The organism is Rhizobacter sp. P5_A1 (assembly GCF_056400745.1).
The window spans coordinates 281,605-302,998 of the sequence record NZ_JBFUKR010000005.1 but is presented as its reverse complement, the minus strand read 5'-3'; the positions used below and the strand labels follow the sequence as shown (position 1 = coordinate 302,998).

General features: G+C 70.0%; 22 protein-coding genes. 9 read left to right on the top strand and 13 right to left on the bottom strand.

The genetic code is table 11. The annotated features are described in order from the left end of the window. From AC1DTW_RS08030 to recR, 3 genes are all read left to right on the top strand, one after another. Positions 1-603: DNA polymerase III subunit gamma/tau C-terminal domain-containing protein (locus tag AC1DTW_RS08030; RefSeq protein ID WP_477980497.1), on the top strand; the 603-nt coding region annotated here is incomplete at its 5' end. Between the two features lie 18 nt (positions 604-621). Further along, positions 622-948: a YbaB/EbfC family nucleoid-associated protein gene (locus tag AC1DTW_RS08025; protein WP_056468836.1), complete on the top strand. Its 327-nt coding sequence runs from the start codon at positions 622-624 to the stop codon at positions 946-948. A gap of 4 nt (positions 949-952) precedes the next feature. Continuing rightward, positions 953-1,540, top strand: coding sequence for a recombination mediator RecR (gene recR / locus AC1DTW_RS08020; protein WP_477980496.1), 588 nt, complete (start codon positions 953-955; stop codon positions 1,538-1,540). A gap of 33 nt (positions 1,541-1,573) precedes the next feature. Here the strand turns inward: recR and AC1DTW_RS08015 are convergent, their stop codons facing one another. Continuing rightward, positions 1,574-3,115: a transglycosylase SLT domain-containing protein gene (locus AC1DTW_RS08015; RefSeq protein WP_477980510.1), complete on the bottom strand. Its 1,542-nt coding sequence runs from the start codon at positions 3,113-3,115 to the stop codon at positions 1,574-1,576. A gap of 135 nt (positions 3,116-3,250) precedes the next feature. Here AC1DTW_RS08015 and AC1DTW_RS08010 point away from each other — a divergent pair, with 135 nt between their 5' ends. Continuing rightward, on the top strand, positions 3,251-4,102 hold the full coding sequence (locus AC1DTW_RS08010) for a class I SAM-dependent methyltransferase (RefSeq protein ID WP_477980509.1): 852 nt from the start codon (positions 3,251-3,253) through the stop codon (positions 4,100-4,102). Continuing rightward, positions 4,099-4,590 carry a ribonuclease HI gene (gene rnhA, locus AC1DTW_RS08005; RefSeq protein ID WP_477980495.1) on the top strand — a complete coding sequence of 164 codons (492 nt, stop codon included), beginning with the start codon at positions 4,099-4,101 and terminating at the stop codon, positions 4,588-4,590. Before AC1DTW_RS08010 ends, rnhA begins: the two co-directional genes overlap by 4 nt. A gap of 1 nt (position 4,591) precedes the next feature. Here the strand turns inward: rnhA and AC1DTW_RS08000 are convergent, their stop codons facing one another. Further along, a complete protein-coding gene (locus AC1DTW_RS08000) occupies positions 4,592-5,863 on the bottom strand; it encodes a roadblock/LC7 domain-containing protein (RefSeq protein ID WP_477980494.1) in 1,272 nt (423 codons plus the stop codon). 174 nt (positions 5,864-6,037) lie between these two features. After that, the gene (locus AC1DTW_RS07995) at positions 6,038-6,880 is read right to left on the bottom strand and encodes an AraC family transcriptional regulator (RefSeq protein WP_477980493.1); all 843 of its coding nucleotides are present in this window, start codon (positions 6,878-6,880) and stop codon (positions 6,038-6,040) included. Positions 6,881-6,981: 101 nt separating this feature from the next. Between AC1DTW_RS07995 and AC1DTW_RS07990 the strand changes: the two genes are divergently transcribed. Beyond that, positions 6,982-8,220 carry an MFS transporter gene (locus AC1DTW_RS07990; RefSeq protein WP_477980492.1) on the top strand — a complete coding sequence of 413 codons (1,239 nt, stop codon included), beginning with the start codon at positions 6,982-6,984 and terminating at the stop codon, positions 8,218-8,220. Between the two features lie 19 nt (positions 8,221-8,239). Here AC1DTW_RS07990 and AC1DTW_RS07985 read toward each other — a convergent pair whose 3' ends face one another. Genes AC1DTW_RS07985 through AC1DTW_RS07945 form a run of 9 tightly spaced genes read right to left on the bottom strand, consistent with a single transcriptional unit; the run spans position 8,240 to position 16,985 of the window. Then, positions 8,240-9,106 carry a sugar phosphate isomerase/epimerase family protein gene (locus tag AC1DTW_RS07985; protein WP_477980491.1) on the bottom strand — a complete coding sequence of 289 codons (867 nt, stop codon included), beginning with the start codon at positions 9,104-9,106 and terminating at the stop codon, positions 8,240-8,242. A gap of 5 nt (positions 9,107-9,111) precedes the next feature. Further along, positions 9,112-10,302: a dihydrodipicolinate synthase family protein gene (locus AC1DTW_RS07980; RefSeq protein ID WP_477980490.1), complete on the bottom strand. Its 1,191-nt coding sequence runs from the start codon at positions 10,300-10,302 to the stop codon at positions 9,112-9,114. A 13-nt stretch (positions 10,303-10,315) separates the two neighbouring features. Further along, positions 10,316-11,479, bottom strand: coding sequence for a Gfo/Idh/MocA family protein (locus tag AC1DTW_RS07975; RefSeq protein WP_477980489.1), 1,164 nt, complete (start codon positions 11,477-11,479; stop codon positions 10,316-10,318). Beyond that, positions 11,479-12,882, bottom strand: coding sequence for an enolase C-terminal domain-like protein (locus tag AC1DTW_RS07970; RefSeq protein WP_477980488.1), 1,404 nt, complete (start codon positions 12,880-12,882; stop codon positions 11,479-11,481). Before AC1DTW_RS07970 ends, AC1DTW_RS07975 begins: the two co-directional genes overlap by 1 nt. A 9-nt stretch (positions 12,883-12,891) precedes the next feature. Further along, a complete protein-coding gene (locus AC1DTW_RS07965) occupies positions 12,892-13,731 on the bottom strand; it encodes an ABC transporter ATP-binding protein (protein WP_477980487.1) in 840 nt (279 codons plus the stop codon). After that, positions 13,728-14,726 carry an ABC transporter substrate-binding protein gene (locus AC1DTW_RS07960; protein ID WP_477980486.1) on the bottom strand — a complete coding sequence of 333 codons (999 nt, stop codon included), beginning with the start codon at positions 14,724-14,726 and terminating at the stop codon, positions 13,728-13,730. The genes AC1DTW_RS07965 and AC1DTW_RS07960 overlap by 4 nt, the downstream gene beginning before the upstream one ends. 43 nt (positions 14,727-14,769) lie before the next feature. After that, positions 14,770-15,552: an ABC transporter permease gene (locus tag AC1DTW_RS07955; protein WP_477980485.1), complete on the bottom strand. Its 783-nt coding sequence runs from the start codon at positions 15,550-15,552 to the stop codon at positions 14,770-14,772. Continuing rightward, entirely contained in the window at positions 15,552-16,289 is a 738-nt protein-coding gene (locus tag AC1DTW_RS07950; RefSeq protein ID WP_477980484.1) for a phytanoyl-CoA dioxygenase family protein, read from the bottom strand. The genes AC1DTW_RS07955 and AC1DTW_RS07950 overlap by 1 nt, the downstream gene beginning before the upstream one ends. Before the next feature lie 45 nt (positions 16,290-16,334). Further along, a complete protein-coding gene (locus AC1DTW_RS07945; RefSeq protein ID WP_477980483.1) occupies positions 16,335-16,985 on the bottom strand; it encodes a TetR/AcrR family transcriptional regulator in 651 nt (216 codons plus the stop codon). Positions 16,986-17,109: 124 nt separating this feature from the next. Here AC1DTW_RS07945 and AC1DTW_RS07940 point away from each other — a divergent pair, with 124 nt between their 5' ends. From AC1DTW_RS07940 to AC1DTW_RS07930, 3 genes are all read left to right on the top strand, one after another. Continuing rightward, entirely contained in the window at positions 17,110-18,828 is a 1,719-nt protein-coding gene (locus AC1DTW_RS07940) for a thiamine pyrophosphate-binding protein (RefSeq protein ID WP_477980482.1), read from the top strand. A gap of 28 nt (positions 18,829-18,856) precedes the next feature. Beyond that, complete coding sequence (locus AC1DTW_RS07935) at positions 18,857-19,570, top strand: hypothetical protein (RefSeq protein WP_477980481.1); 714 nt, start codon at positions 18,857-18,859, stop codon at positions 19,568-19,570. Between the two features lie 99 nt (positions 19,571-19,669). Continuing rightward, positions 19,670-20,428, top strand: coding sequence for a response regulator transcription factor (locus AC1DTW_RS07930; RefSeq protein WP_477980480.1), 759 nt, complete (start codon positions 19,670-19,672; stop codon positions 20,426-20,428). Here AC1DTW_RS07930 and AC1DTW_RS07925 read toward each other — a convergent pair. Then, entirely contained in the window at positions 20,329-21,342 is a 1,014-nt protein-coding gene (locus tag AC1DTW_RS07925; protein WP_477980479.1) for an EamA family transporter, read from the bottom strand. The genes AC1DTW_RS07930 and AC1DTW_RS07925 overlap by 100 nt on opposite strands. Positions 21,343-21,394 lie beyond the last annotated feature (52 nt).

The window sequence follows — 21,394 nt, the reverse complement described above, 5'->3', positions numbered from 1 at the left end:
AGCGAGGCCGCCACGACCGCGCAGCCCGCGGTCGTCGCGCCGCCGCCGGCCCTGCGCGTGGCAGCGCCGCCGAGCGAGCCGCCGCCGTGGATGGATGCGCCGTTCGAGGGCGAAGTGGTCGAGCGCGAGATCCCGACCGTCCGTGCGCCTGCGCCGCCGCCGTTCGCCGACAGGCCGGTCGCGCCGGTGACGTTCGCGCCGACACCGTTGGGGGCGCGCTGGGCCGAACTCGTCGGTGCCCTGGTCGACGCCGGCAGCATCAGCGCGTTCGCGCGCGAGCTCGCGATGCAGGCGCAGTGCGTGGCGCTCGACGAACGCGCCGCGCCGGTCGTCTGCCGGTTGCGCGTCGAGCGCGAGACGCTGCGCGCATCGGCGCCTTGCGAGAAGCTCCAGGCTGCGCTCGCCGAGGCGCTGCAGCGCGCGGTGCACCTCGAGGTCGAGGCGGGTGCCGCCGACGACTCGCCCGCGAAGCGCGATGCCGCCGAGCGCAACCGCCGCCAGGCGCAGGCCGAGAAGATCATCCACGACGACCCGCTGGTGCAAGCCTTGATGGCGCAGTACAAGACCGCGCGCATCGTGCCGGGCTCGGTCAAGCCTCTTTAACGTTTCAGGAGCTACACGATGATGAAGAACCAGTTGGCCGGGCTGATGAAGCAGGCCCAGGCGATGCAGGACAACCTGAAGAAGGCGCAGGAAGAACTCGCCCACATCGAGGTCGAGGGCCAGTCGGGCGCCGGCCTCGTGAAGGTCGTGATGACCTGCAAGCACGACGTCAAGCGCATCACGATCGACCCGAGCCTGCTCGCCGACGACAAGGACATGCTCGAAGACCTGGTCGCCGCCGCATTCAACGACGGTGTGCGCCGCGCCGAAGAAGTGAGCCAGGAAAAGATGGGCAAGCTCACCGCGGGCATGCCGATGCCCCCGGGCATGAAGTTCCCGTTCTAGTCCGGTGGCTGAAGCCTCCCTCGAAGCTCTCGTCGAGGCGCTGCGTCGCCTGCCCGGCGTCGGCGTCAAGTCGGCGCAGCGCATGGCGTTCCACTTGCTGCAGCATGACCGCGAGGGTGCGCAGCGGATCGCGTTCGCGCTGCAGTCCGCGGTCGCGAACGTGCGCCACTGCGAGCGCTGCCACACCTTCACCGAAGCGCCGGTGTGCAGCGTGTGCCGCGACGCCGCGCGCGATGCGCGCCAGCTCTGCGTGGTCGAGACGCCGGCCGACCAGGCCGCGCTGGAACGCACCGGCAGCTACCGCGGCCTGTACTTCGTGCTGATGGGCCGGCTCAGCCCGCTCGACGGCGTCGGCACCGACGACATCGGTGCGCGCGAGCTGCTCGAGCGCGCCGCCGACGGCCCGACCGAAGAGGTCATCATCGCGACCAACTTCACCGCCGAGGGCGAGGCCACGGCCCACGTGCTTGCCGAGGCGCTGAAGGCGCGCGGCCTGCGCGTGACGCGGCTGGCGCGCGGCGTGCCGATCGGCAGCGAACTGGAGTACGTCGACCTCGGCACGATCGCCCACGCGCTGGTCGACCGGCGCTGAGCGCTGCGCGCCCGGCACCGCGCGTCGGTCGTGTCAGCTGCGCGCGAGCCGCACGCGAGCCTTCTTGACCACGGCGCTGCGCGTCGCCGGATGGCCGGAGGCCTTGGTGCGCGCCACCGCGCGCGTCGCCTTGGCGTTCCCGCGCGCGGCCTTGGCGGCGACGAACACGACGACCGTCTGTCCCGGCTTGAAGCTCGCGCCGGCGCCGACGCTGTTCCACTGCGCGACCTGCGCCGCGCTGACCCGGTAGCGCTTCGCGACGCTCGCGACGCTGTCCTTGCGGCCGGCCTTCAGCGACATCCGGCGCAGTGCCGGCGCGTCGGGCGCGAGCGTCATCATCGCGTTGTCGGCGATCTCGACCGAGACGTCGGTCAGGCGGCGCTCGCCGCGCGGCACGAGCAGCGTCGAGCCCGCCTTCACGAGCATGCGCGGCGGGATGCGGTTGACCTCGCGCAGCTGCGCCTCGCTCATGCCGACGTGCTTCGCCGCGTCGGCCGGGCGCAGGGTCTTCGGCACGACCCAGGCGGTCCAGCTGGCGAGCGGGCCGCGATGCAGCGGCAGCTCGCGCACGAACCGGTTCGCGTTGTCGTAGGGCAGCAGAATCTGCGGTGTGCCGGCGGCCAGGATCACCGGCTTGTTCATCTGCGGGTTCAGGAACTGGAACTCGTCGAGCGGCATCCCGGCGAGCTTCACTGCGATGGCCACGTCCATGTCGCGCTCGATCGGCACGCTCAGAAAATAGGGGTGGTTCTTCATCTCGGGCAGCGTCAGCCCGAAGTCGGCCGGGCGGGCGACGATGTTCTTCACCGCCTGCAGCTTCGGCACGTAGTACTGCGTCTCGCTCGGCATCTTCAGCGAGGCGTAGTCGGTCGGCAGGCCGAGCTTCTGGTTGCGTGCGATCGCGCGTTGCACGCTGCCTTCGCCCCAGTTGTAGGCGGCCAGCGCGAGGTGCCAGTCGCCGAACATCGCGTACAGGCGTTGCAGGTAGTCGAGCGCGGCGCGGGTCGATTGCAGCACGTCGCGGCGGTCGTCGCGGAAGATGTTCTGCTTCAGCGCGTAGTCGCGGCCGGTGCCGGCCATGAACTGCCACATGCCCGACGCGCGCGCGCTCGAGATGGCCTGCGGGTTGAACGCGCTCTCGATGAACGGCAGCAGCGCGAGTTCGGTCGGCATGCCACGGCGCTCGAGCTCTTCGACGATGTGGAACATGTAGCGACCGCCGCGCTCGGTCATGCGCTGCACGTAGTCGGGGCGCGTCGCGTACCACTGCTCGCGGTTGCGGACCAGGTCGTTGTCGAGGTCGGGCATCGTGAAGCCCTGGCGCACGCGGGCCCACAGATCGTTCTGTGCGGCACGATCGTTCAGATCGAGGCGAACCTCCGGGCGCAGCGGGTCGACGGGCACCGGCGCGGTCGCGACCTCCGGCTCGTCGACGGGCGCGCTCGCGGCGGCCTGCGGCGCGGGCGCGACGGCCGAAGCCGGCATCTCGGGGGCGCTGGCGGCGGGTGTCGGCGTGGGGGTGGATGAAGGGCCGCCGGGGGCGGCGCAGGCTGCCAGCAAGAGCAGCGGCAGCATCAGGAACGGTACACGCGTGGACTGCAGGATGCGGCCCAGGCGGCCGTGCGGGAAAGGCGTCATAGGAAATGGTTCTTCATGGCGACGCAGCCGACGCGATCGGCGTGGTGGTGGGTCACTAGAATCGCCGCCAACATGGCGGAACGCGCGATTATAGGTTTGAGCGACTGGCTGACGACACCCGCAGGTCGCTACGTTCTGCAATGGGAACAGGCCCATCTGGACACCGCAGTGGCCGATCTGTTCGGCTTCCATGCGCTGCAGCTCGGCCTGCCGGAACTCGAGGCGCTGCGCGCCAATCGGATGCCGCATCGCTGGGTCGCGACCGAGTCTTCGCAGGGCGCGGCCGGGAAGCCCGACGCGATCGAACCGGTCACCGAATCTTTACAAGATGAAGCATCGGATGTGCCGCGCATCGCGGTCGCGCTGCGTTGCGAGTTCGATGCCTTGCCGTTCGATAGCAACAGCCTCGACCTGGTCGTGCTGCCGCACGCGCTCGAGTTCGCACGCGACCCGCACCTCGCGCTGCGCGAGGTCGAACGCGTGCTGGTGCCCGAAGGCCGCGTCGTGATCGTCGGCTTCAACCCGAGCAGCCTGTGGGGCCTGCGCCAGCACCTCGGGCGCTGGCGCAAGCGGCTTGTGCCGAACTCGCAGCGCAGCCTGTTCCTGCCCAGCGATGGCGAGTTCCTGCGCTATCGCCGGTTGCGCGACTGGTTGCGGCTGCTCAGCTTCGAGGTCGAGGCCGGGCGCTTCGGCTGCTACCGGCTGCCGGTCGCGTCGACGAAGTGGCTCGCGCGCTTCGCGTGGATGGAGGGTGTCGGCGACCGCTGGTGGCCGGTGTTCGGGGCGGTTTATTTCGTCGTCGCCGTCAAGCGCGTGCGTGGCATGCGCCTGGTCGGCATGGTGCGCGCGCAGCGACCGGCGCCGAATGCGGCACCGGTGGTCGCGACCCACCACAATCAGGATTTGGACCCGCACCGCCGATGACCTCCTCCACCGAAGCATCCCACGATACGCTGGCCCTGCCACCGGCCATTCAGCGCCCCCACGTCGTGATCTACACCGACGGTGCCTGCAAGGGCAACCCGGGCCGCGGCGGCTGGGGCGCATGGCTGCGCACCGGCGAACACCAGAAGGAGCTGTTCGGCGGCGAGCTGTTGACGACCAACAACCGCATGGAGCTGACCGCCGTGATCGAGGCCCTGAACTCGTTGAAGCGCACCTGCGACGTGACGGTGCATACCGACAGCGAGTACGTGCGCAAGGGCATCACCGAGTGGATCCACGGCTGGAAAGTGCGCGGCTGGAAGACCGCCGACAAGAAGCCGGTGAAGAACGCCGAGCTCTGGCAGCGGCTCGATGCGCTGCGCAATCTGCACCACGTCGAGTGGCGCTGGGTCAAGGGTCACTCGGGCGACCCGGGCAACGAGCGCGCCGATGCGCTCGCGAACAGGGGTGTCGAGGCCGCCCGCTGAGCTAAATCAGCTCACGCTCGACCTCGATCAGCTGCAGCCGCGCCAGCGGCAGGTTGCTCTGCTGCTTGTCGAGCAGCGCGACGACGAAGATCTCGGGATGCTGCGCCACCGCGCGAATGACCTGGTGGCGCAGACCGGCGCTGGTCACCACCTCGTCGATCGGGTCGGAAAGGCCCATGCTGCGCGCCGCCTGGCGGTGCGCGCGCAGCACCTGCGCGCAGGCGGCGGCGGCCAGATCGATGTCGACCGCCGGCTCGTCGTGCGGCCCGCGGGCGAGCACGAGGCCGGTCGTCGCGTCGACCACCGCGCAGCCGATCAGCCCGTCGAGCGCGAGCAGGCTGCTCAGCGCGAGCCGCGCGCGCGCCGGCTCGAGCACGCTGTGGCTGACCCGCATCAACGGCGGCATCGCTGCGCTCGCGGCCCGCAGCGGACCGGGATCGACCGGGCGGAGGTCGCCGAGCTTGATCGGGAATTCGCTGATCCCGGCTCCGTGCGCGTCGCGGGCCGGGTCCCAGCCGGGCTGGGCCTTGACCTGGTTCCACACGCCCAGCATCGCATTCCAGACCGACGAAGCGCCGGTCATCGACTCGCTCAGCACGTGCACGTGCAGGCGGCCCGGCCAGGCGATCGCACCGATCTTGTTGGCGATCCAGACGGCGCTCGGCGGCAGCATGAACAGCAGGTTCGGGCAGCGCCAGGTGGGCAGCATTGCGGCGGCATGCAGCGCGGCGAGCAGCCCGTCGATCGCATGCGGCTGCAGCGGGCCGATGATCACCGTCGTCATCTGGCTGCGCTCCATCAGCGCGACCGGGATCTCGGCGTTCTCGCTGCCGGGCGCGCGCACGTCGGCGTGGTAGATGCGCAGCGTGTCTTCGTGGCGTCGCACGAGGGTCGTGCGCTCGATCATCGCGAGCGTGCGCAGCGTCGCCTGTTCGCGCAGGTGGAGTCGCTCGATCGGCCGGCCGCCGGCGTCGGACAAGGCCTTGATCACCGCCGCGGCCCACACGCCCGCCGGGTCGAGCAGCGTGATCAGCGAGGTCGCGGTGTCGAGGTCGGAACGGGTGTTCGCGAAGTGCTCCCGGATCGCCTGTGCCGGCGAGCCGCTGACGACCAGGTCGTGCGAATGCCGGTCGACCATCTGGCCGCGCGCGTTGACCTCGGTCGCGACCGATTCCATGATCGCCGTGGCGGCGAACCCGGTATCGTGCGCCTCGCCCGACGCGCGCTTGGGGTCGTGGGCAGGGCCGAGGTCACCGAACAACGATGTGAGCACGGGGTCTCCTGGGCCGCTCGGGGGCACTGGGTCGATGAAAATTGAGCATCGCGGGCGGTGCCGCCGCCGCCGCGCCGGAAGAGTCTAGCGGGAGAGATGCGGGGCGCCCATCCCTAAGCCCGGCATGAAGCTGCAAGCGGTGTTGCAAGTCGTCACATCCGGCGGCACCAAAGATCAGGAGGCCAGGAACCGGCTCGGCGGCGCGCCGACCGAGCGCCGGACCATCGCACTGAACGCGCTCGGGCTCGCGTAGCCCAGCTCGGCGGCAATGCTCGCCATCGGCATCCGGCGCGCCGCCAGCGCCACCGCGTGCGCCAGCAGCACCTGCTGGCGCCACTGCACGAACGAGGTGCCGAGTTCGCTGCGGAACAGCCGCGCCACCGTGCGTGGACTCGCGCCGCAGGTCTGCGCCCAGCCATCGAGCGTGGCGTGGCGCCCGGGGTCGTCGAGGACGGCCTCGCAGAGCGCCCGCAGGCGCTTGTCCTCGGGCAGCGCGACGCCCAGCGGCACCGGCCGCGCGCGCCGCAGCTCGTCGAGCACGAGTGCGCTCAGGCGCGCTTCGCGCTGCAGCGCTTCGGCGTCGAGTGACGGGCCGCCGTCGGGCCTCGCATCGAGTTCGAGTGCCAACGCGCGCAGCAGATCGGAGACTTCGAGCACCCGGCAGCGGCGCCACGCCGCTTCGTTCGCCCGCGTGACCTGGGGGCCACAGCGGCCGCGTGGCTGGTGCAGGTACAGCGTCAGCAGGTCGGCGTCCTCGACGACCGTGACCGCGTGCTCGACGCCTGGCGGAATCCACAGCGCGCGCGACGGCGGCACGATGTAGGTGCCGTCCGCGACGGTCAGCCGCACGACACCGGCCGCCGATACCGCGAGCTGCGCCCATGGGTGGCAGTGCGGCACGACGCGCGATGCCGCGGCGAGGCGCTGTCGTTTCGCGCGCAGCGGGCGCACGGCGTCGGGCCTGTGCGGGTGCGGCATCGGCGGGTGGATCGGGGCCGGGCGCGACGCCTGCGTCATTGGCTGAATCTCGACAGAAGTTGACAAGCTATCGTAATCCGGCCGAACCACGCCGGCGCGACAATCTGGCCTCCACTCGAAGCCTCGTTCGAACCAGACCCATGACCACCTTGACCGTGCCGGCCCGACCGGCCCGCCAGGACGCGCACCTGATCGGCCTCGTCGGCCTCGCGCACCTGATCAGCCATTTCAGCCAGCTCGTGCTGGCACCGCTGTTCCCGTGGCTGAAGGAGGCCTTCGCGGTCAGCTATGCCGAGCTCGGACTGCTGATGACGATCTTCTTCGTCGTGTCGTGCATCGTGCAGGCCGCGTCGGGCTTCGCGGTCGATCGCTTCGGGCCCCGGCCGGTGCTGTTCGGCGGCCTGGCGCTGCTCGGCGCCGCAGCGTTCGGCTTCGCATCGAGCCACAGCTACTGGACGCTCGCCGTGTTCGCGGTGGTCGCCGGCGTCGGCAACGGCGTGTTCCATCCGGTCGACTACACGCTGCTGAACCGCAAGGTGCATCCTTCCCGGCTCGGCCACGCGTTCAGCGTGCACGGCATCACCGGCAGCCTCGGCTGGGCGCTGGCGCCGGCGATGCTGGTGCCGCTGGCGCTGCACTACGGCTGGCGTGTCGCGCTGATGTGCGCCGGCGCGCTCGCCTTCGCGGTGCTCGCGCTGCTGTGGTGGAACCGTGCGCATCTCGCGCTCGATCTGGCGCCGCCGGCGCCGAAGGCCGGCAGCGGCGCGCCCGTCGAGCACAGCTTCGCGTTCCTGAAGATTCCGGCCGTGTGGATGTGCTTCGGCTTCTTCTTCTTCTATGCGATGGCCCTGAGCGGCGTGCAGCTCTTCGCGCCCGAGGCGGCGCGCCTGCTGCACCAGGTGCCGATCCACCTGGCCGCGATGTGCCTGACGATCTACATGGTCTGCAGCGCCGGCGGCATGATCGCCGGCGGTTTTCTCGCCGCCGACCCGGCGCGCTGCGAGCGCATCATCGGCGCGGGCTTCGGCACCGCGGCGCTGATCGCGCTGGTGCTCGGCTTCGCCGCCGTGCACCCCCTTGCGGTGCCGGCGCTGTTCGGTGCCATGGGCTTCGGCGCCGGCATCGCAGGGCCATCGCGCGACCTGATCGTCAAGCGCGCGTCGCCGCCGAACGCGACCGGGCGGGTCTACGGTGTCGTCTATTCGGGGCTGGACATCGGCCAGGCACTCGCGCCGCTGCTCTTCGGCACGCTGATGGACATGCACGAGCCGGCGATGGTCTGGCTCGGCATCGCGGTCGTGCAGGGCGTGCTGATCGTCAACGCGTTCAACGTGCGCAATGCGCGGCGCACGAACCTGGCGAGCGCCGCGACCGCGTAGGGCCTTTGACGCTGCCTGGTCAGACGGCGCTGCGGTGGCGCGCGATGCAGGTGTCGAGCACCTCGCCGCCTTCGCGCAGCCACCAGTCCTGCGCCGAGAAGATCTCGACCTCGCTGTAGCCGGCAAACCCGGCCGCCTCGACCCAGCCGCGGATGCGCGGGATGTCGATCACGCCGTCGCCCATCATGCCGCGGTCGTTCAGCAGGTCGCGCGTCGGCACGAGCCAGTCGCAGACGTGGAAGGCCAGCAGCCGTTCGCGGCCGGCGCGGGCGATCTGGGCTTGCAGCTTCGGGTCCCACCAGACGTGATAGACGTCCACCGCGACACCCAGTGCGCCCGTGCGCGCCGGATCGAGTGCATCGCACAGATCCAGCGCCTGCTCCAGCGTGTTGACGCAAGCGCGGTCGGCCGCGTACATCGGGTGCAGCGGCTCGATCGCGAGCGGCATGCCGACGCCGCGCGCGTACTCGAGCGTCGCCGCGATGCCGTCGGCGACCTGCGCGCGCGAGCGCGCCAGGTCCTTGTGCTGCGGCGTACCGGCGAGCGCGCCGGGCAGCGCACCGACGACGAGCACGAGGCACGCGGCGTTCAAGGTCTTCGCTTCGTCGACGGCGCGGCGGTTGTCGTCGAGCGCGGCCCGCAGGCCTTGCGTGTTCGACGCCGGGAACATCCCACCGCGGCAGTAGCCCGAGAGCTCGATCCCGGTGTCGCGCAGCAGCGTGGCGACGCGGTCGAGCCCGACCGCGGCCACCTGATCGCGCCATGGCGAGATCGCGCGGATGCCACGCTGCGCGCACTCGGTGACGATGCGGTCGAGCGGCCACTGCGCGCGCACCGTCGCGGTGTTGATCGAGAGCCAGCGGTGATCGGCCGAGAAGTCGCGCATCGCGCTCAACCCTCGATGCCGTGCAGTGCCAGCAGATGCGCCATGCGGCGCGCCGCGAGCTCGGGTTGCTCGATCAGCCCGGCCGCGTCGGCGAGGCGGAACAGCTCGGCCAGGTGCCACAGCGAACGCGCGCTCTGCTGCCCGCCGACCATCGTGAAGTGGCTCTGGTGGCCATTGATCCAGGCCATGAACACGACGCCGGTCTTGTAGAAGCGCGTCGGCGCCGCGAAGATGTGGCGCGACAACGGCACCGTCGGCGCGAGGATCGCGTGGAAGCGCGCCGCGTCGCCGCCGGCGAGCGCCGCCAGTGCCGCATTCGCGGCCGGCGCGATCGCGTCGAAGATGCCGAGCAGCGCGTCGCTCTGGCGCTGGTTCGGCGTCGCGCCGATGCCGTCGCCGGCGATCAGCTCGGCATAGTTGAAGTCGTCGCCGGTGTACATGCGCACATTGGCCGGCAGCCGGCGGCGCATCGCGATCTCCTTGTCCTTGTCGAGCAGCGAGATCTTGATGCCGTCGACCTTTGCGGCATTCGCCTCGATGACCGCGAGCGCGGTGTCCATCGCGAGATCGGGATCGACGTTGCCCCAGTAGCCCGCGAGCGCCGGGTCGAACATGTCGCCGAGCCAGTGCAGGATCACCGGTTGCTTCGCCTGGCGCAGCACGCGATCGTAGACGCGCTCGTAGTCGATCGGCCCGGTCGCGACCTTCGCGAGCGCGCGGCTCGCCATCACGATCAGCCGCCCGCCGAGCGCCTCGATCGCCTCCATCTGCGCTTCGTAGGCGCGGATCACGTCGTCGACGCTGCGCGCCGCTTCGACCGGCAGGTGATCGGTGCCGCAGCCCGACGCGACCAGCGCGCCGGGCACGTCGCGTGCCGCGTCGAGCGAGCGGCGGATCAGCTCGAGCGAGGTCGGCCAGTCCAGGCCCATGCCGCGCTGCGCGGTGTCCATTGCCTCGGCCACGCCCAGGCCGAGCGACCACAGGCGCTGCCGGTAGCGAATCGTCGCGTCCCAGTCGATCGCGCACTGCAAGCTCGGATCGATCGCGGCGCGCGGGTCGGCGACGACGTGTGCGGCCGAGTAGGCGATGCGGTTGAATGGGGTGCCGGCCGGGGCCGTCGCGATCGGCGCGCTCGCGCGCGGCGCGTAGGGTTGCAGGCGGCCGTCGGCGGTCGGAAGTTTGAGGATCGGAGTCATCGCGCGATGCCCGTCAGACGGCGAGCGGCGGCACGTCGATCCAGCGCCGTTCGTGCCAGCTCTGCAGCGCCGCCTCGACGAGCTGCACGCCTTTCGCGCCTTCGGGCAGCGTCCAGCGATACGGTTCGTTGTCGACGACGTGGCGGATGAAATGCTCCCACTGGATCTTGAAGCCGTTGTCGTAGACCATCGAGTCGGGCACTTCCTGCCACTGGTCGTAGAAGTCCATCGTCTGCCTGACGTCCGGGTTCCAGACCGGCCGCGGCGTCGTCACGCGCGACTGTGCGCGGCACGACGACAGGCCCGCGACCGCCGAGCCGTGCGTGCCGTCGACGTGGAAGGTCACGAGGTCGTCGCGCCGCACGCGCGTGACCCACGACATGTTGATCTGCGCGACCACCGGCTCGCCGTTGTGGCCCTTCAGCTGCACGGTCGCGTAGGCGGCGTCGTCGGCGGTGGCTTCGTAGGGCTGGCCGGCTTCGTCCCAGCGCTTCGGGATGTGCGTCGCGCCCAGGCACGAGACCGACTGCACCTCGCCGAACAGGTTGTCCAGCACATAGCGCCAGTGGCACATCATGTCGAGGATCATGCCGCCGCCGTCTTCCTTGCGGTAGTTCCACGAGGGGCGCTGGATCGGCTGCAGGTCGCCCTCGAAGACCCAGTAGCCGAACTCCAGGCGCACGCTGAGCATGCGGCCGAAGAAGCCGGCGCGGCGCAGCATGTCGAGCTTGCGCAGGCCGGGCAGGAAGAGCTTGTCCTGGACCGCGCCATGCTTCAGGCCGGACTCCTGTGCCAGGCGCGCGACCTCGACCGCTTCGTTCAGGTTCGTCGCGATCGGCTTCTCGCAGTAGACGTGCTTGCCGGCGCGGATCGCGTTCGCGAGCAGGGTCGGGCGCATCTGCGTCGTACCGGCATCGAAGAAGACCGTGTCGTCGCGATTCGCCAGCGCCGCATCGAGGTTGGTGCCCCAGCGCGCGATGCCGTGGGCCTTCGCGAGCGCCCCGATCTTCTCGGCATTGCGGCCGATCAGGATCGGGTCGGGCATCACGCGGTCGCCGCTGGCGAGCAGCACGCCGCCTTCGTTGCGGATCGCGACGATCGAGCGGATCAGGTGCTGGTTCATGCCCATGCGGCCGGTGACGCCGTGCATGATGAGACCGAGTCTTTGGGTGGCCATCAGAGAGTTCCTGTGTGCGGGAGGGGTTGGGTGGCGTGCCAGTCGGGTGACGCGCCGTGCGCGTAGCCGGGGGCGAACAGCGAGTCGATCCCGATCGCGCCGCCATGGATGCGCAGGCGCGCGGCGCTGTCGTGAAGCTCGTAGAGATCGGGGTGCGCCGCGGCGAACGCCTGCTGCTCGGCCAGCGGTGCGTCGCCGAAGCCGCGGCCGTAGTGGTGGCCGTTGCGCTCGCTGTGCGTGATCCCGAGCAGTGCGACGAGCGCGAGATCTTGCTGCAGCGCCAGGCCGGCCTGGCAGGTCAGGTCTTCGGCGGACATGAAGAAGCGCGCAGCGCCGCCGGCCGACTCGCGGTTCCAGCGCTCGCAGCGGGCACGGTTGATCAGCGACTTGTACAGGCCCTTGCAGGCCTTGCTCGACACGCCGGTCCAGCCGAGCGCGCGCGCCTGCGGGAATGCGGCCAGCGTGCCGTCGGCCTCGTCCAGCAACAGCGGAATCGGACTCGCGGGCAGCGCGCTCGCGAGGCTCAGTTCGCGCGGCAGCGGCTGCTCGATGTAGAGCGGCGGCTGCATCGAGCGCAGACCGCCGAGCAGCGCGTTCAGCGCGTCGCGGCTGGCGTATTGCTCGTTGCCGTCGACCGTGTAGCGGTAGTCGCCGGCGCTCGCGTCGAGCACCGCGAGCACGGCGCGCAGGCGGGCCAGGTCGGCCGCCGGCTCGCCGCCGAGCTTGATCTTGAAGCTGCGCTGACCGTAGCGTTCGATCACCGCACGCAGGCTGATCGGCAGGCCATCGTCCGCGTCGAAGCGCAGCGTCTCGAGCTCGTCGAGCAGGCCGACGGTGTGGCGCGCCTCGATGCTTCGCCGCGGCTGCAGCGAGGCGAGCCAGCGCGGCCAGTCCCAGCCGGCCATGTCGGCGGCGATCGCGGTGGCGCACAGGCCGAGGAGGTTGCGCCGCGCGGCGTCGAAGAACGAAACGTCGAGCGCGCGGCACAGCGCGTCGGCCACGGCCTTGTCGATGACGGCCTGGCCGAAGGCGGTGCTCAGATCGGTGAAGCCGTCCGCATGGCCTTGTGCCGTCAGCGCCGTGTAGTGGCGGGCGAACAAGCCGAACGGCGTCGCCGGCGCGTCGCCGAGGTAGGCCCGCGCGGCGTTCTGCGTGGCGCGCACGAGCTGCGCGATGTTGTCGTCGGGCGTGAAGCCGGCGCGCTTGTCGAACCACTTCGGCACCATCATTTCAGCCGAAAAGCCTTGCGCGCGGGCGTGCCCCGGCACGTCGACGTCGACCCGGACGAACAGCTGTGGACATTCGGTCAGCGTGCTCGCACCGAAGCGAAACGGCAGGCGCAGGCGCACCTGCCGCACCCGCAGGTCGACGGCTCGCACGACAAGATTCACGCCGGTGGACATCGACAGGTCCTAGTGCGCGTCGAGCGTGCCTTGCGAATAGAAGTGGGCACGCAACTGGCGCGCGTAGCCGGCAAAGGCCTCGGTGCCCATCACGTCGAGCGGGCGCGGGCGTGGCAGGTCGATGTCGTAGACCTGCACGATGCGCCCCGGGCGCTCGCTCATCACGAACACGCGGTCCGAGAGGAAGATCGCTTCCGGGATGCTGTGCGTGATCAGCAGCACGGTCTTCTTCGAGCTCATCCAGATGCGCTGCAGCTCGAGGTTCATGCGCTCGCGGGTCATCGCGTCGAGCGCGCCGAACGGTTCGTCCATCAGCAGCACCGACGGGTCGTGCAGCAGCGCGCGCAGGATCGCCACGCGTTGCTGCATGCCGCCCGAGAGCTGCCACGGGTACTTGTGCTCGAAGCCTGCCAGGCCGGCCATTTCCATCAGCGCATGGGCGCGCTCGCGTGCGGCCGGCATCGGCAGGCCGCGGATCTCGGCCTGCAGCAGGATGTTGTCGAGCACGCGCCGCCACGGCAGCAGCAGCGCGCTCTGGAACACGATGCCGACATCGATCTGCGGCCCGCGCACCGGCTTGCCGGAGAGCTCGAGCTCGCCGCCGCTGATCGGCAGCAGGCCGGCGACCATCTTCATCAAGGTGCTCTTGCCGCACCCGGACGGCCCGACGACCGAGACGAACTCGCCGGCGCGGATGCCGAAGTCCAGCGGCTTCAGCGTCTCGACATCGCCTTCGCGCGTGCGGTAGGTCTTGCGCACGCCGCGGCCCTCGATCAGCACCGATGCGGTGCCGGTGATCGCGCGCGGCGTCGGGCTCAGCGCCACGACTTTGCTCGCGATTGCCGTCATTGGGGCAGGAACTCGTTGGTGACCCAGTCCTCGGCCTTGCCGCGCACGGCGGGGTCGAGGCCGCCGTATTGCACCAGCAGGTCGAGGGAATCGTTCACGTCCTTCATCGAGGCCCGCAGCGGCCGCTGGCCCTTGGTCTCGGCCGAGTGGTACAGCGGCGTCGTCAGCTTGATGCCGATCACCAGCGTGTCGCGCTGGCCGGCCTTGCTGTTGGCCTTGAGCATCGCGTCGATCGATGCTTCCGGGTTCTTCTCGGTTTCCTCGAAAGCCTTGGTGGTGGCGCGCATGAAGCGCCGCACCATGTCCGCCTTGCCGGCCAGCGTGTCCTTGTGCGCGACGACGCCGGAGCTCACCATCGTGATGCCGTGATCGGCGAAGCGGATCACGCCCACCGGCTTCTTGGTCGCGTCCTGGATCTTGATGTTCTGGTCCATCACGTAGCCCAGCAGCAGGTCGGCCTGGCCGTTGATCACCGCGTTCAGCTTGGTCTGCGCATCGCCCGAGACGACCTTGTACTGGCCTTCCTGCAGGCCGGTCTTCTTCAGGAACAAGGGCCAGATCTGGCTCATCGAGTCGCCGGGTGTCATCGCGACCGTCTTGCCGACGATGTCCTTCGGGGTCTTGATGTTCTTCTCGGCCAGGCCCATCGCCGCCATCGGGCTCAGCTGCAGCGCGACACCGACCGCCTTGACCGGTGCGCCCTTGGTGGCGGCACGAATCATCGTCGGCACGTCGACATAGCCGAAGGTCGCCGAATTGGCTGCCACCGCCTGGATCGAGACCGCGGAGCCGCGACCTTCCTGGATGTCCAGGTCGATGCCCTCGGCCTCGTAGAAGCCCTTTTCCTTGCCGAGGAAGAACGGCGCGTGTTCGCTGTAGACATACCAGTTCAGCAGCAGCGTCACCTTGTCGCGCGTCTGCGCAAGCGCGCCCGATACCAGCGCGCCCGCCAGCGCACCCGCGCACGCGACCCGAATCAGATTGCGACGCTTCATGTTGTCTCCGGTTGGTTTGGGTGAAGTGAAATCGGCACGACGCTCAGGCGGTAGCCTGCATGTCGTGACGCTGCGAGGCATGCCATGGCATCAGCCAGCGCTCGACCATTTCGACGACGAGGAACAAGAGCACCCCCATCGTGGACAAGACCAGCAGCGCGGCAAACATCAGCGGCAGATCGAAGGTGCCGGTGGCCCGCTGCAGCACGAAGCCGATGCCGGAGTTGGAGCCGACGAACTCGCCCACCACCGCCCCGACCACCGCCAGCGTCACCGAGACCTTCAGGCCGCTGAAGATCGACGGCAGCGCCTGCGGCAGGCGGAACTTCAGGAAGATCTTCAGCGGGTTCGCGCCCATCGAGCGCGCCAGATCGATCACGTCCGGATCGACCGACTTGAAGCCCTGCACGGTGGAGACCACGACCGGGAAGAAGCCGAGCAGAAAGGCCGCGATGACCTTCGGCACGATGCCGAAGCCGAACCACACGACGAACAGCGGCGCGATGGCGACCTTGGGCACCGATTGCGAGAACACCAGCAGTGGGTAGACGAAGCTTTCGACGGTGCGCGAGTACGCGATCCACATCGCCATCGGCACGCCGATCAATGCCGAGGCCGCGAAGCCGCCGAGCGTCGCATACAGCGTCGGCAGGCTTTGCGACAGCAGCATCGGCCACTCGGCGCCGAGTTGCTTGACGACCGCCAACGGCGGCGGGATCAGGTACGGCGGGATATTGAACAGCCGCACCGCGAGATCCCACAGCACCAGCAGGATCAGGATGAGCCAGAACGGTCGCGTCGCCGGATGGGTGAGCCAGTGCTTCATCAGGACACCCGGAATTTCAGCGAATGGTCATAGGGCAGGGCGGGGTTCGCGAACTCGTTGTCGTTGCTGACGAAGTGCAGCGCGCACGCGCGGCGCCATGACTGGCTGTGGTTCGGGCCGGAGGCATGGAAGGTGTTGCCGTGGTGGAAGCTCACGCCGCCCTTGCGCACTGGCGCCGGCGACATCGGCTGCTTCTCGAGGATGGCCGGCGGCAGCTGCAGGTTGAACGGCTCCGCCTCGGGCGCGAAGTGCGGGTAGACCGGCCCGAGGTTGCTGCCGTCGCCGAAGTACAGGCAGCCGTTCTCGAGCGTCGCATCGTCGAGTGCGATCCACGCGGTGACCATGCCCTCGGGATCGGTCGGGCCGAAATAGAAGTTGTCCTGGTGCGCCGGTTTCGGGCCGCCGCCTTCCGGCGGCTTGAAGAAGATCTGGCTGAAGTACACCGACAGGCCCGGCCCGATCAGCGCTTCGACATGGTCGAGCAGCCGGCGGTCACGCGCCAGCGCCTGCACCGCGGGGCGCTGCGCATGTGGGTTGTCGAGCTTGCGCAGGACCGTGCGTGCACCGACGCCGCCGTCGACGTACCAGGCACGTTGTGCCTGCGGCAGCTCCTGCAGGAACGAGCTGCCCCAATGCTCGATGTCGCGCACCACGGCGTCCATCTCGTCGGGCCGGAAGACCCGGTTGATCGTCACGTGGCCTTGGCGGCGAAAGAACGCGATGTCGAAGGGATCCATCGTTGCCTCTTCAATTAACCGTCTGGTGAGTGATGCCGTCAGGGTTCACTTGCGCAGCAGGTAGCCGAGGATCACTTCGGTGACATGCGAGAGCCGCTCGGCCAGCGCGGCAGGCGCGTGCAGATCGCGCGCGAAGATCGTCGACAGCGTCGCGCCATTGGACAGGTAGAAATAGCACAGGCTCGCGATCGAGATGTAGAGCTGGACCGGGTCGACGCCGCCGCGAAAGAGGCCGGTGCGCTGGCCGCGCTGCAGCACGTCGCCGAGCAGCTGGATCAACGGCGAATTCAGTTCGCGGATGCGCGACGAGCGCTTCAGGTGCGCCGCCTTGTGAAGGTTCTCGCTGTTCAGCAGCGTGAGGAAATGCGGGTTCGCGAGGTAGTAGTCCCAGGTGAACTCGACCAGGCGACGAACCGCGGTCGCGGGCTCGAGGTTCTCGAGGCGCAAGGCCTTTTCGGCTTCGCGGATGTCGGCGTAGGTCTGCTCGAGGACCGCGAGGAACAGGTCGTCCTTGCTGCCGAAGTAGTAGTACAGCAGGCGCTTGTTGACGCCGGCGCGCTCGGCGATGCGCTCGACCCGGGCACCGCCGAGCCCGGCCTGCGAGAACTCGGCGACCGCGGCGCTCAGGATGGCCTGTCGGGTGCGGTCGGCGTCGCGGGTGCGAGCTTCCGGCAGCGGGATCGCAAGCGTCGTCATGCCGGCATAATTCACTAGACGGTGAATTGATGGTATCGGGGCGAACCCTCGGCCGGAGTGTTCACAATCCGCGATGCACGCGCGGCGACGCGCGCCCATCCAATCGGCTGTTTGCGACGACCTCATGACCCCATCCAAGATGCCCCGACCCGCCGGCCACCTGCTGGTCGAAGCCCTCATTGCCCAGGGCGTGGACAGCGTGTTCGGCGTGCCGGGCGAGAGCTACCTTGCGGTGCTCGACGGCTTCTACGAACAACGCGAACACATCCGCTTCATCGCGTGTCGCCAGGAGGGCGGCGCGGCGTTCATGGCCGAGGCGCAGGGCAAGCTGAGCGGGCGCCCGGGCATCTGCTTCGTGACGCGCGGGCCGGGCGCGACCAACGCGAGCATCGGGCTGCACACCGCGTTCCAGGACAGCACGCCGATGATCCTGTTCATCGGCCAGGTCGCGAGCGACCAGCGCGACCGCGAGGCGTTCCAGGAGCTCGACTACCGGCAGGTGTTCGGCCCCGGCACGCTGGGCTTCGCGAAGTGGGTCGGCGAGGTGCATGACCCGGCGCGGCTGCCCGAATATGTCGCGCGCGCCTTCCATGTCGCGATGCAGGGACGGCCCGGGCCGGTCGTGCTGGTGCTGCCCGAGGACATGCTGACCGCGTCTACCGACGCGCCGGTGTTGCCGCGCATCGAACCCGCGCTGGCCTGGCCCGCCCCGGGTGCGCTGCGCGAGGTGCGCACGATGCTGCTGGCGGCGCAGCGGCCGTTCGTGATCGTCGGCGGCAGCGGCTGGGACGCCGCCGCGTGCGACGCGATGGAGCGCTTCGCCGAGGGCTGGGAGCTGCCGGTCGGCTGCGCGTTCCGTTTCCAGGATCTGTTCGACAACCGGCACGCGAACTACGCCGGCGATGTCGGCATCGGCATCAACCCGAAACTCGCGGCCCGCATCGCCGAGGCGGACCTCGTGATCGCTGTCGGCCCGCGCCTGGGCGAGATGACGACCGGTGGCTACACGCTGCTCGAGGCGCCGCAGCCGAAGCAGAAGCTGATCCACATCCATGCGGGCCCGGAGGAACTCGGCCGCGTCTATGCCGCCGACCTGATGCTGCAATCGGCGATGGCCTGCGCCGCGAAGGCGCTCGAGGGCCTGGCGCCGCCGCCGTCGCTGCCGTGGCGCGAGTGGACCGCCGCCGCGCACGCCGATTACGAGGCGAACTTCGACACGGCGCCGGTCGCGCCGCTCGACATGGCCGAGCTCGTCAAGACGATCCAGCGCCTGGCGCCGGCCGACAGCGTGCTGACGAACGGCGCCGGCAACTACAGCGGCTGGCTGCATCGCTTCTACCGCTACCAAGGCCTGCAGCACGGCGGCCGCACGCAGCTCGCGCCGACCTCGGGCGCGATGGGCTACGGCGTGCCGGCGGCGATCGCCGCGGCGTTGCTGCAGCCCGAGCGCACGGTGATCAACATCGCCGGCGACGGCGACTTCCTGATGACCGGCCAGGAGCTCGCGACCGCAACCGGCTACGGCGCCGGCAAGGGCATCGGCAAGCTGATCGTGATCGTCGTCGACAACGGCACCTACGGCACGATCCGGATGCACCAGGAGCGCGAGTACCCGGGCCGCGTCAGCGGCAGCGACCTGTTCAATCCCGACTTCGCCGCGCTCGCGCGGGCGCACGGCTGGGGTGCGAGCTTCGTCGACGCGACCGCGCAGTTCGAGCCGGCGTTCGCCGCGGCGCTCGCGGCCGATCGCCCGACGCTGATCCACGTGAAGCTCGATGCCGAGGTCAGCACCTCGCGCGCGACGCTGACGGCGATCCGCCGCATCGCCAGCGCGCGCCGCTGAGCGCCCGACACCCCGACGAGCCGCCGCGATGGACAGCGCCTCGAAGCCCGACGCCGACACCGACGCCGCCGCAGCGGCGCTTGCCGAGGCACTGAAGTTCCTCGGTCACGACGCGCGCGAGGGCCACTCGTCGACGCTCGCGCTGCTGGAGTTGCAGCGCATCAAGCCCGATCCGCTCGCGCTGCCGCAGCTGATCGAGCGCGTCGAGCAGAACGCGCGCCGCGCGCTGGTCGCGATCGACGACTTCATGGACGTGATGCATGCCCGCAGCGATGCGTTGCGGCTCGAAGAACTCGATCTCGGCGACCTGCTGGTCGAGGTCGTTGCCGACGCCTGGACGATGGCGAGCCAGCAGGGCGCGCGTGTGCTCGTCGTGCCGGGCGGCCCGGAGCAGATCGTCGGCCACGCTGATCGTGAGCTGCTGGGCGGCGCCCTCGCGAAGCTGCTACGCGACGCGATCGCGGCGGCACCGCGCGGCGCGGTGCTGTCGTGCGCGCTGCGCGAGGCGCCGCTCGACGGCGCCGCCGCCGTGGTCTTCGAGATCGCTGTGCCGGCCCCGGCCGTGGGCGGCGCACCGGCGTGGCCGGCGCGCCGTGCGCCGCGCGTCCCAGCGGGGCTCGCGCTCGCACAGGTCGTCGCGGCGCGGCACGGCGGCAGCCTGACACTGGCGCCAGGCGATCGGTGGCAGACGTTTCGCCTGCACCTGCCGCTCGCGGCCGCGCCCGATCGGCCGACCCGGTGATGCAGGGCCTACACTGGCGCGCCACGGTGCCGGCCAATCGGGCCGGCACGGTCGGAGCTGTCACGCCACGGCGTGCACGACTGACGAGGAAATGAAGCAATGCGTGTGGCGGCTCTGGATGACGAAGCAAACCAGCTCGAGCTGATCCAGCGGACGCTGGCCTCGATGGGCCACGACTGCCACGGCTTCACCGACAGCAAGGCGTTTCTGCGCGCTCTGCGGCGCGAGAGTTTCGACCTGCTCGTGCTCGACTGGGAACTGCCCGACATCAGCGGGATCGAGGTCTTGCGCTGGGCGCGCGAGAACCTCGAGGAGCGCGTGCCGGCGCTCTTCATCACGAACCGCAACACCGAGGCGGACGTGATCGAGGGCCTCTCGGCCGGCGCCGACGATTTCATGATCAAGCCGATGCGCGTCGGCGAGCTGACGGCGCGCGTCAAGGCGCTGCTGCGCCGTGCCTACCACCAGCCGCCGTCGACCGAGATCGCGTTCGGCCGCTATCGCTTCGACGTGGCCGGCGCGAAGATCGCGGTCGACGGCACGCCGGTCACGCTGAAGCAGAAGGAGTTCGACCTCGCGCTGTTCCTGTTCCAGAACATCGGCCGGCTGCTGTCGCGCAAGCACCTGCTCGAAGCGATCTGGAGCATCGAGGCCGAGGTCGCGTCGCGCTCGCTCGACACACACGTTTCGCGTCTGCGCACCAAGCTCGGGCTGCACCCCGAGAATGGCTATCGGCTCGTCGCGATCTACAGCGTCGGCTACCGGCTCGAGGCGGTCGGTGCGTCCGTCGCCACCCCGACGCCGGTCGACGAGCCGGCGCGCGGCAGCGCCGATGCGCCGGCTGCCGATGCGGGCTGAGCCGCCTGAACGGGCGCGCGGCGCCACAACAGCAGCAGCACGCCGGCCAGCACCACGCTGACGGCCGCCCATTCGAAGCCGGTGACCGACTCGCCGGCGAACGCCACGCCGAGCAGCATCGCGATCACCGGGTTCACGAAGGTGTAGCTCGACGCGAGCCCGGCCGGCGCGCGCGCGAGCAGCAGCATGTAGGCGTTGAACGCGATCAGCGAGCCGAAGCCGACGAGGTACAGCCAGGCGGCCAGCGCGACCGGTTGCGGCGGCCACACCGGCGCCTCGCCGTGCAGTGCCGACAGGCCCATCAGCACCGCGCCGCCGCAGAGCATCTCGCTCGCGAAGCCGGTCGCGCCCGGCGCCAGCGGCAGCGCGCGCTGACTCAGCACGCTGCCGAGCGACCAGCTCGTGCAGGCGATCGCGATCGCCGCCAGGCCCGCCGGCGAGGCCTGGAAGCCCGCGCCCTGGGTCAGCATCAGCACGCCGACGAGGCCGAGCGCGATGCCCAACACTTCGATGCGCCGGGGCCGCACGCCCCAGAACAGGTTCAGCGCGGCGATCAGCAACGGCACCACCGCGATGAACGCGACGACCAGCCCCGAGCCGACCGAGACCTCGGCGAACGCCGTGCCGCCCATGCCGCCGCCGAGCATCAGCGTGCCGATCACCAGCGCGTTGCGCCACTGCCGGCGGCCCGGCCAGGCCGCGCCGCGCCAGCGCATCCAGCCCATCAGCAGGGCGCCGGCAAACAGGAAGCGCGTGCCCATCTGGAAGAACGGCGGAAAGCTCGGCAACGCGAGCTTGATCGCGAGGTAGGTCGAGCCCCAGATCAGCCAGGTGGCGGCGAGGCACAGCAGCAGCAGGGGCGGCAGGCCGATGCGCGCGGCGGCGCGCGGCGCGGTGGAGACGAGCGTGTTCATGGGCGCCATCGTATGAAGGCGTGCATGCTTCATCCATGGGCGATTCGAGCTT

Coding starts and splice junctions, on each gene's coding strand:
- AC1DTW_RS07975 (WP_477980489.1), bottom strand. CDS start 11,479: ATGGCCACCCAAAGACTCGGTCTCATCATGCACGGCGTCACCGGCCGC.
- AC1DTW_RS07970 (WP_477980488.1), bottom strand. CDS start 12,882: ATGTCCACCGGCGTGAATCTTGTCGTGCGAGCCGTCGACCTGCGGGTG.
- AC1DTW_RS07980 (WP_477980490.1), bottom strand. CDS start 10,302: ATGACTCCGATCCTCAAACTTCCGACCGCCGACGGCCGCCTGCAACCC.
- AC1DTW_RS08025 (WP_056468836.1), top strand. CDS start 622: ATGATGAAGAACCAGTTGGCCGGGCTGATGAAGCAGGCCCAGGCGATG.
- AC1DTW_RS07935 (WP_477980481.1), top strand. CDS start 18,857: ATGGACAGCGCCTCGAAGCCCGACGCCGACACCGACGCCGCCGCAGCG.
- AC1DTW_RS07930 (WP_477980480.1), top strand. CDS start 19,670: ATGCGTGTGGCGGCTCTGGATGACGAAGCAAACCAGCTCGAGCTGATC.
- AC1DTW_RS07995 (WP_477980493.1), bottom strand. CDS start 6,880: ATGACGCAGGCGTCGCGCCCGGCCCCGATCCACCCGCCGATGCCGCAC.
- AC1DTW_RS07925 (WP_477980479.1), bottom strand. CDS start 21,342: ATGAACACGCTCGTCTCCACCGCGCCGCGCGCCGCCGCGCGCATCGGC.
- AC1DTW_RS07955 (WP_477980485.1), bottom strand. CDS start 15,552: ATGAAGCACTGGCTCACCCATCCGGCGACGCGACCGTTCTGGCTCATC.
- AC1DTW_RS07960 (WP_477980486.1), bottom strand. CDS start 14,726: ATGAAGCGTCGCAATCTGATTCGGGTCGCGTGCGCGGGTGCGCTGGCG.
- AC1DTW_RS07950 (WP_477980484.1), bottom strand. CDS start 16,289: ATGGATCCCTTCGACATCGCGTTCTTTCGCCGCCAAGGCCACGTGACG.
- AC1DTW_RS07965 (WP_477980487.1), bottom strand. CDS start 13,731: ATGACGGCAATCGCGAGCAAAGTCGTGGCGCTGAGCCCGACGCCGCGC.
- AC1DTW_RS08015 (WP_477980510.1), bottom strand. CDS start 3,115: ATGCTGCCGCTGCTCTTGCTGGCAGCCTGCGCCGCCCCCGGCGGCCCT.
- AC1DTW_RS07990 (WP_477980492.1), top strand. CDS start 6,982: ATGACCACCTTGACCGTGCCGGCCCGACCGGCCCGCCAGGACGCGCAC.
- rnhA (WP_477980495.1), top strand. CDS start 4,099: ATGACCTCCTCCACCGAAGCATCCCACGATACGCTGGCCCTGCCACCG.
- AC1DTW_RS07940 (WP_477980482.1), top strand. CDS start 17,110: ATGACCCCATCCAAGATGCCCCGACCCGCCGGCCACCTGCTGGTCGAA.
- AC1DTW_RS07945 (WP_477980483.1), bottom strand. CDS start 16,985: ATGACGACGCTTGCGATCCCGCTGCCGGAAGCTCGCACCCGCGACGCC.
- AC1DTW_RS08010 (WP_477980509.1), top strand. CDS start 3,251: ATGGCGGAACGCGCGATTATAGGTTTGAGCGACTGGCTGACGACACCC.
- AC1DTW_RS07985 (WP_477980491.1), bottom strand. CDS start 9,106: ATGCGCGACTTCTCGGCCGATCACCGCTGGCTCTCGATCAACACCGCG.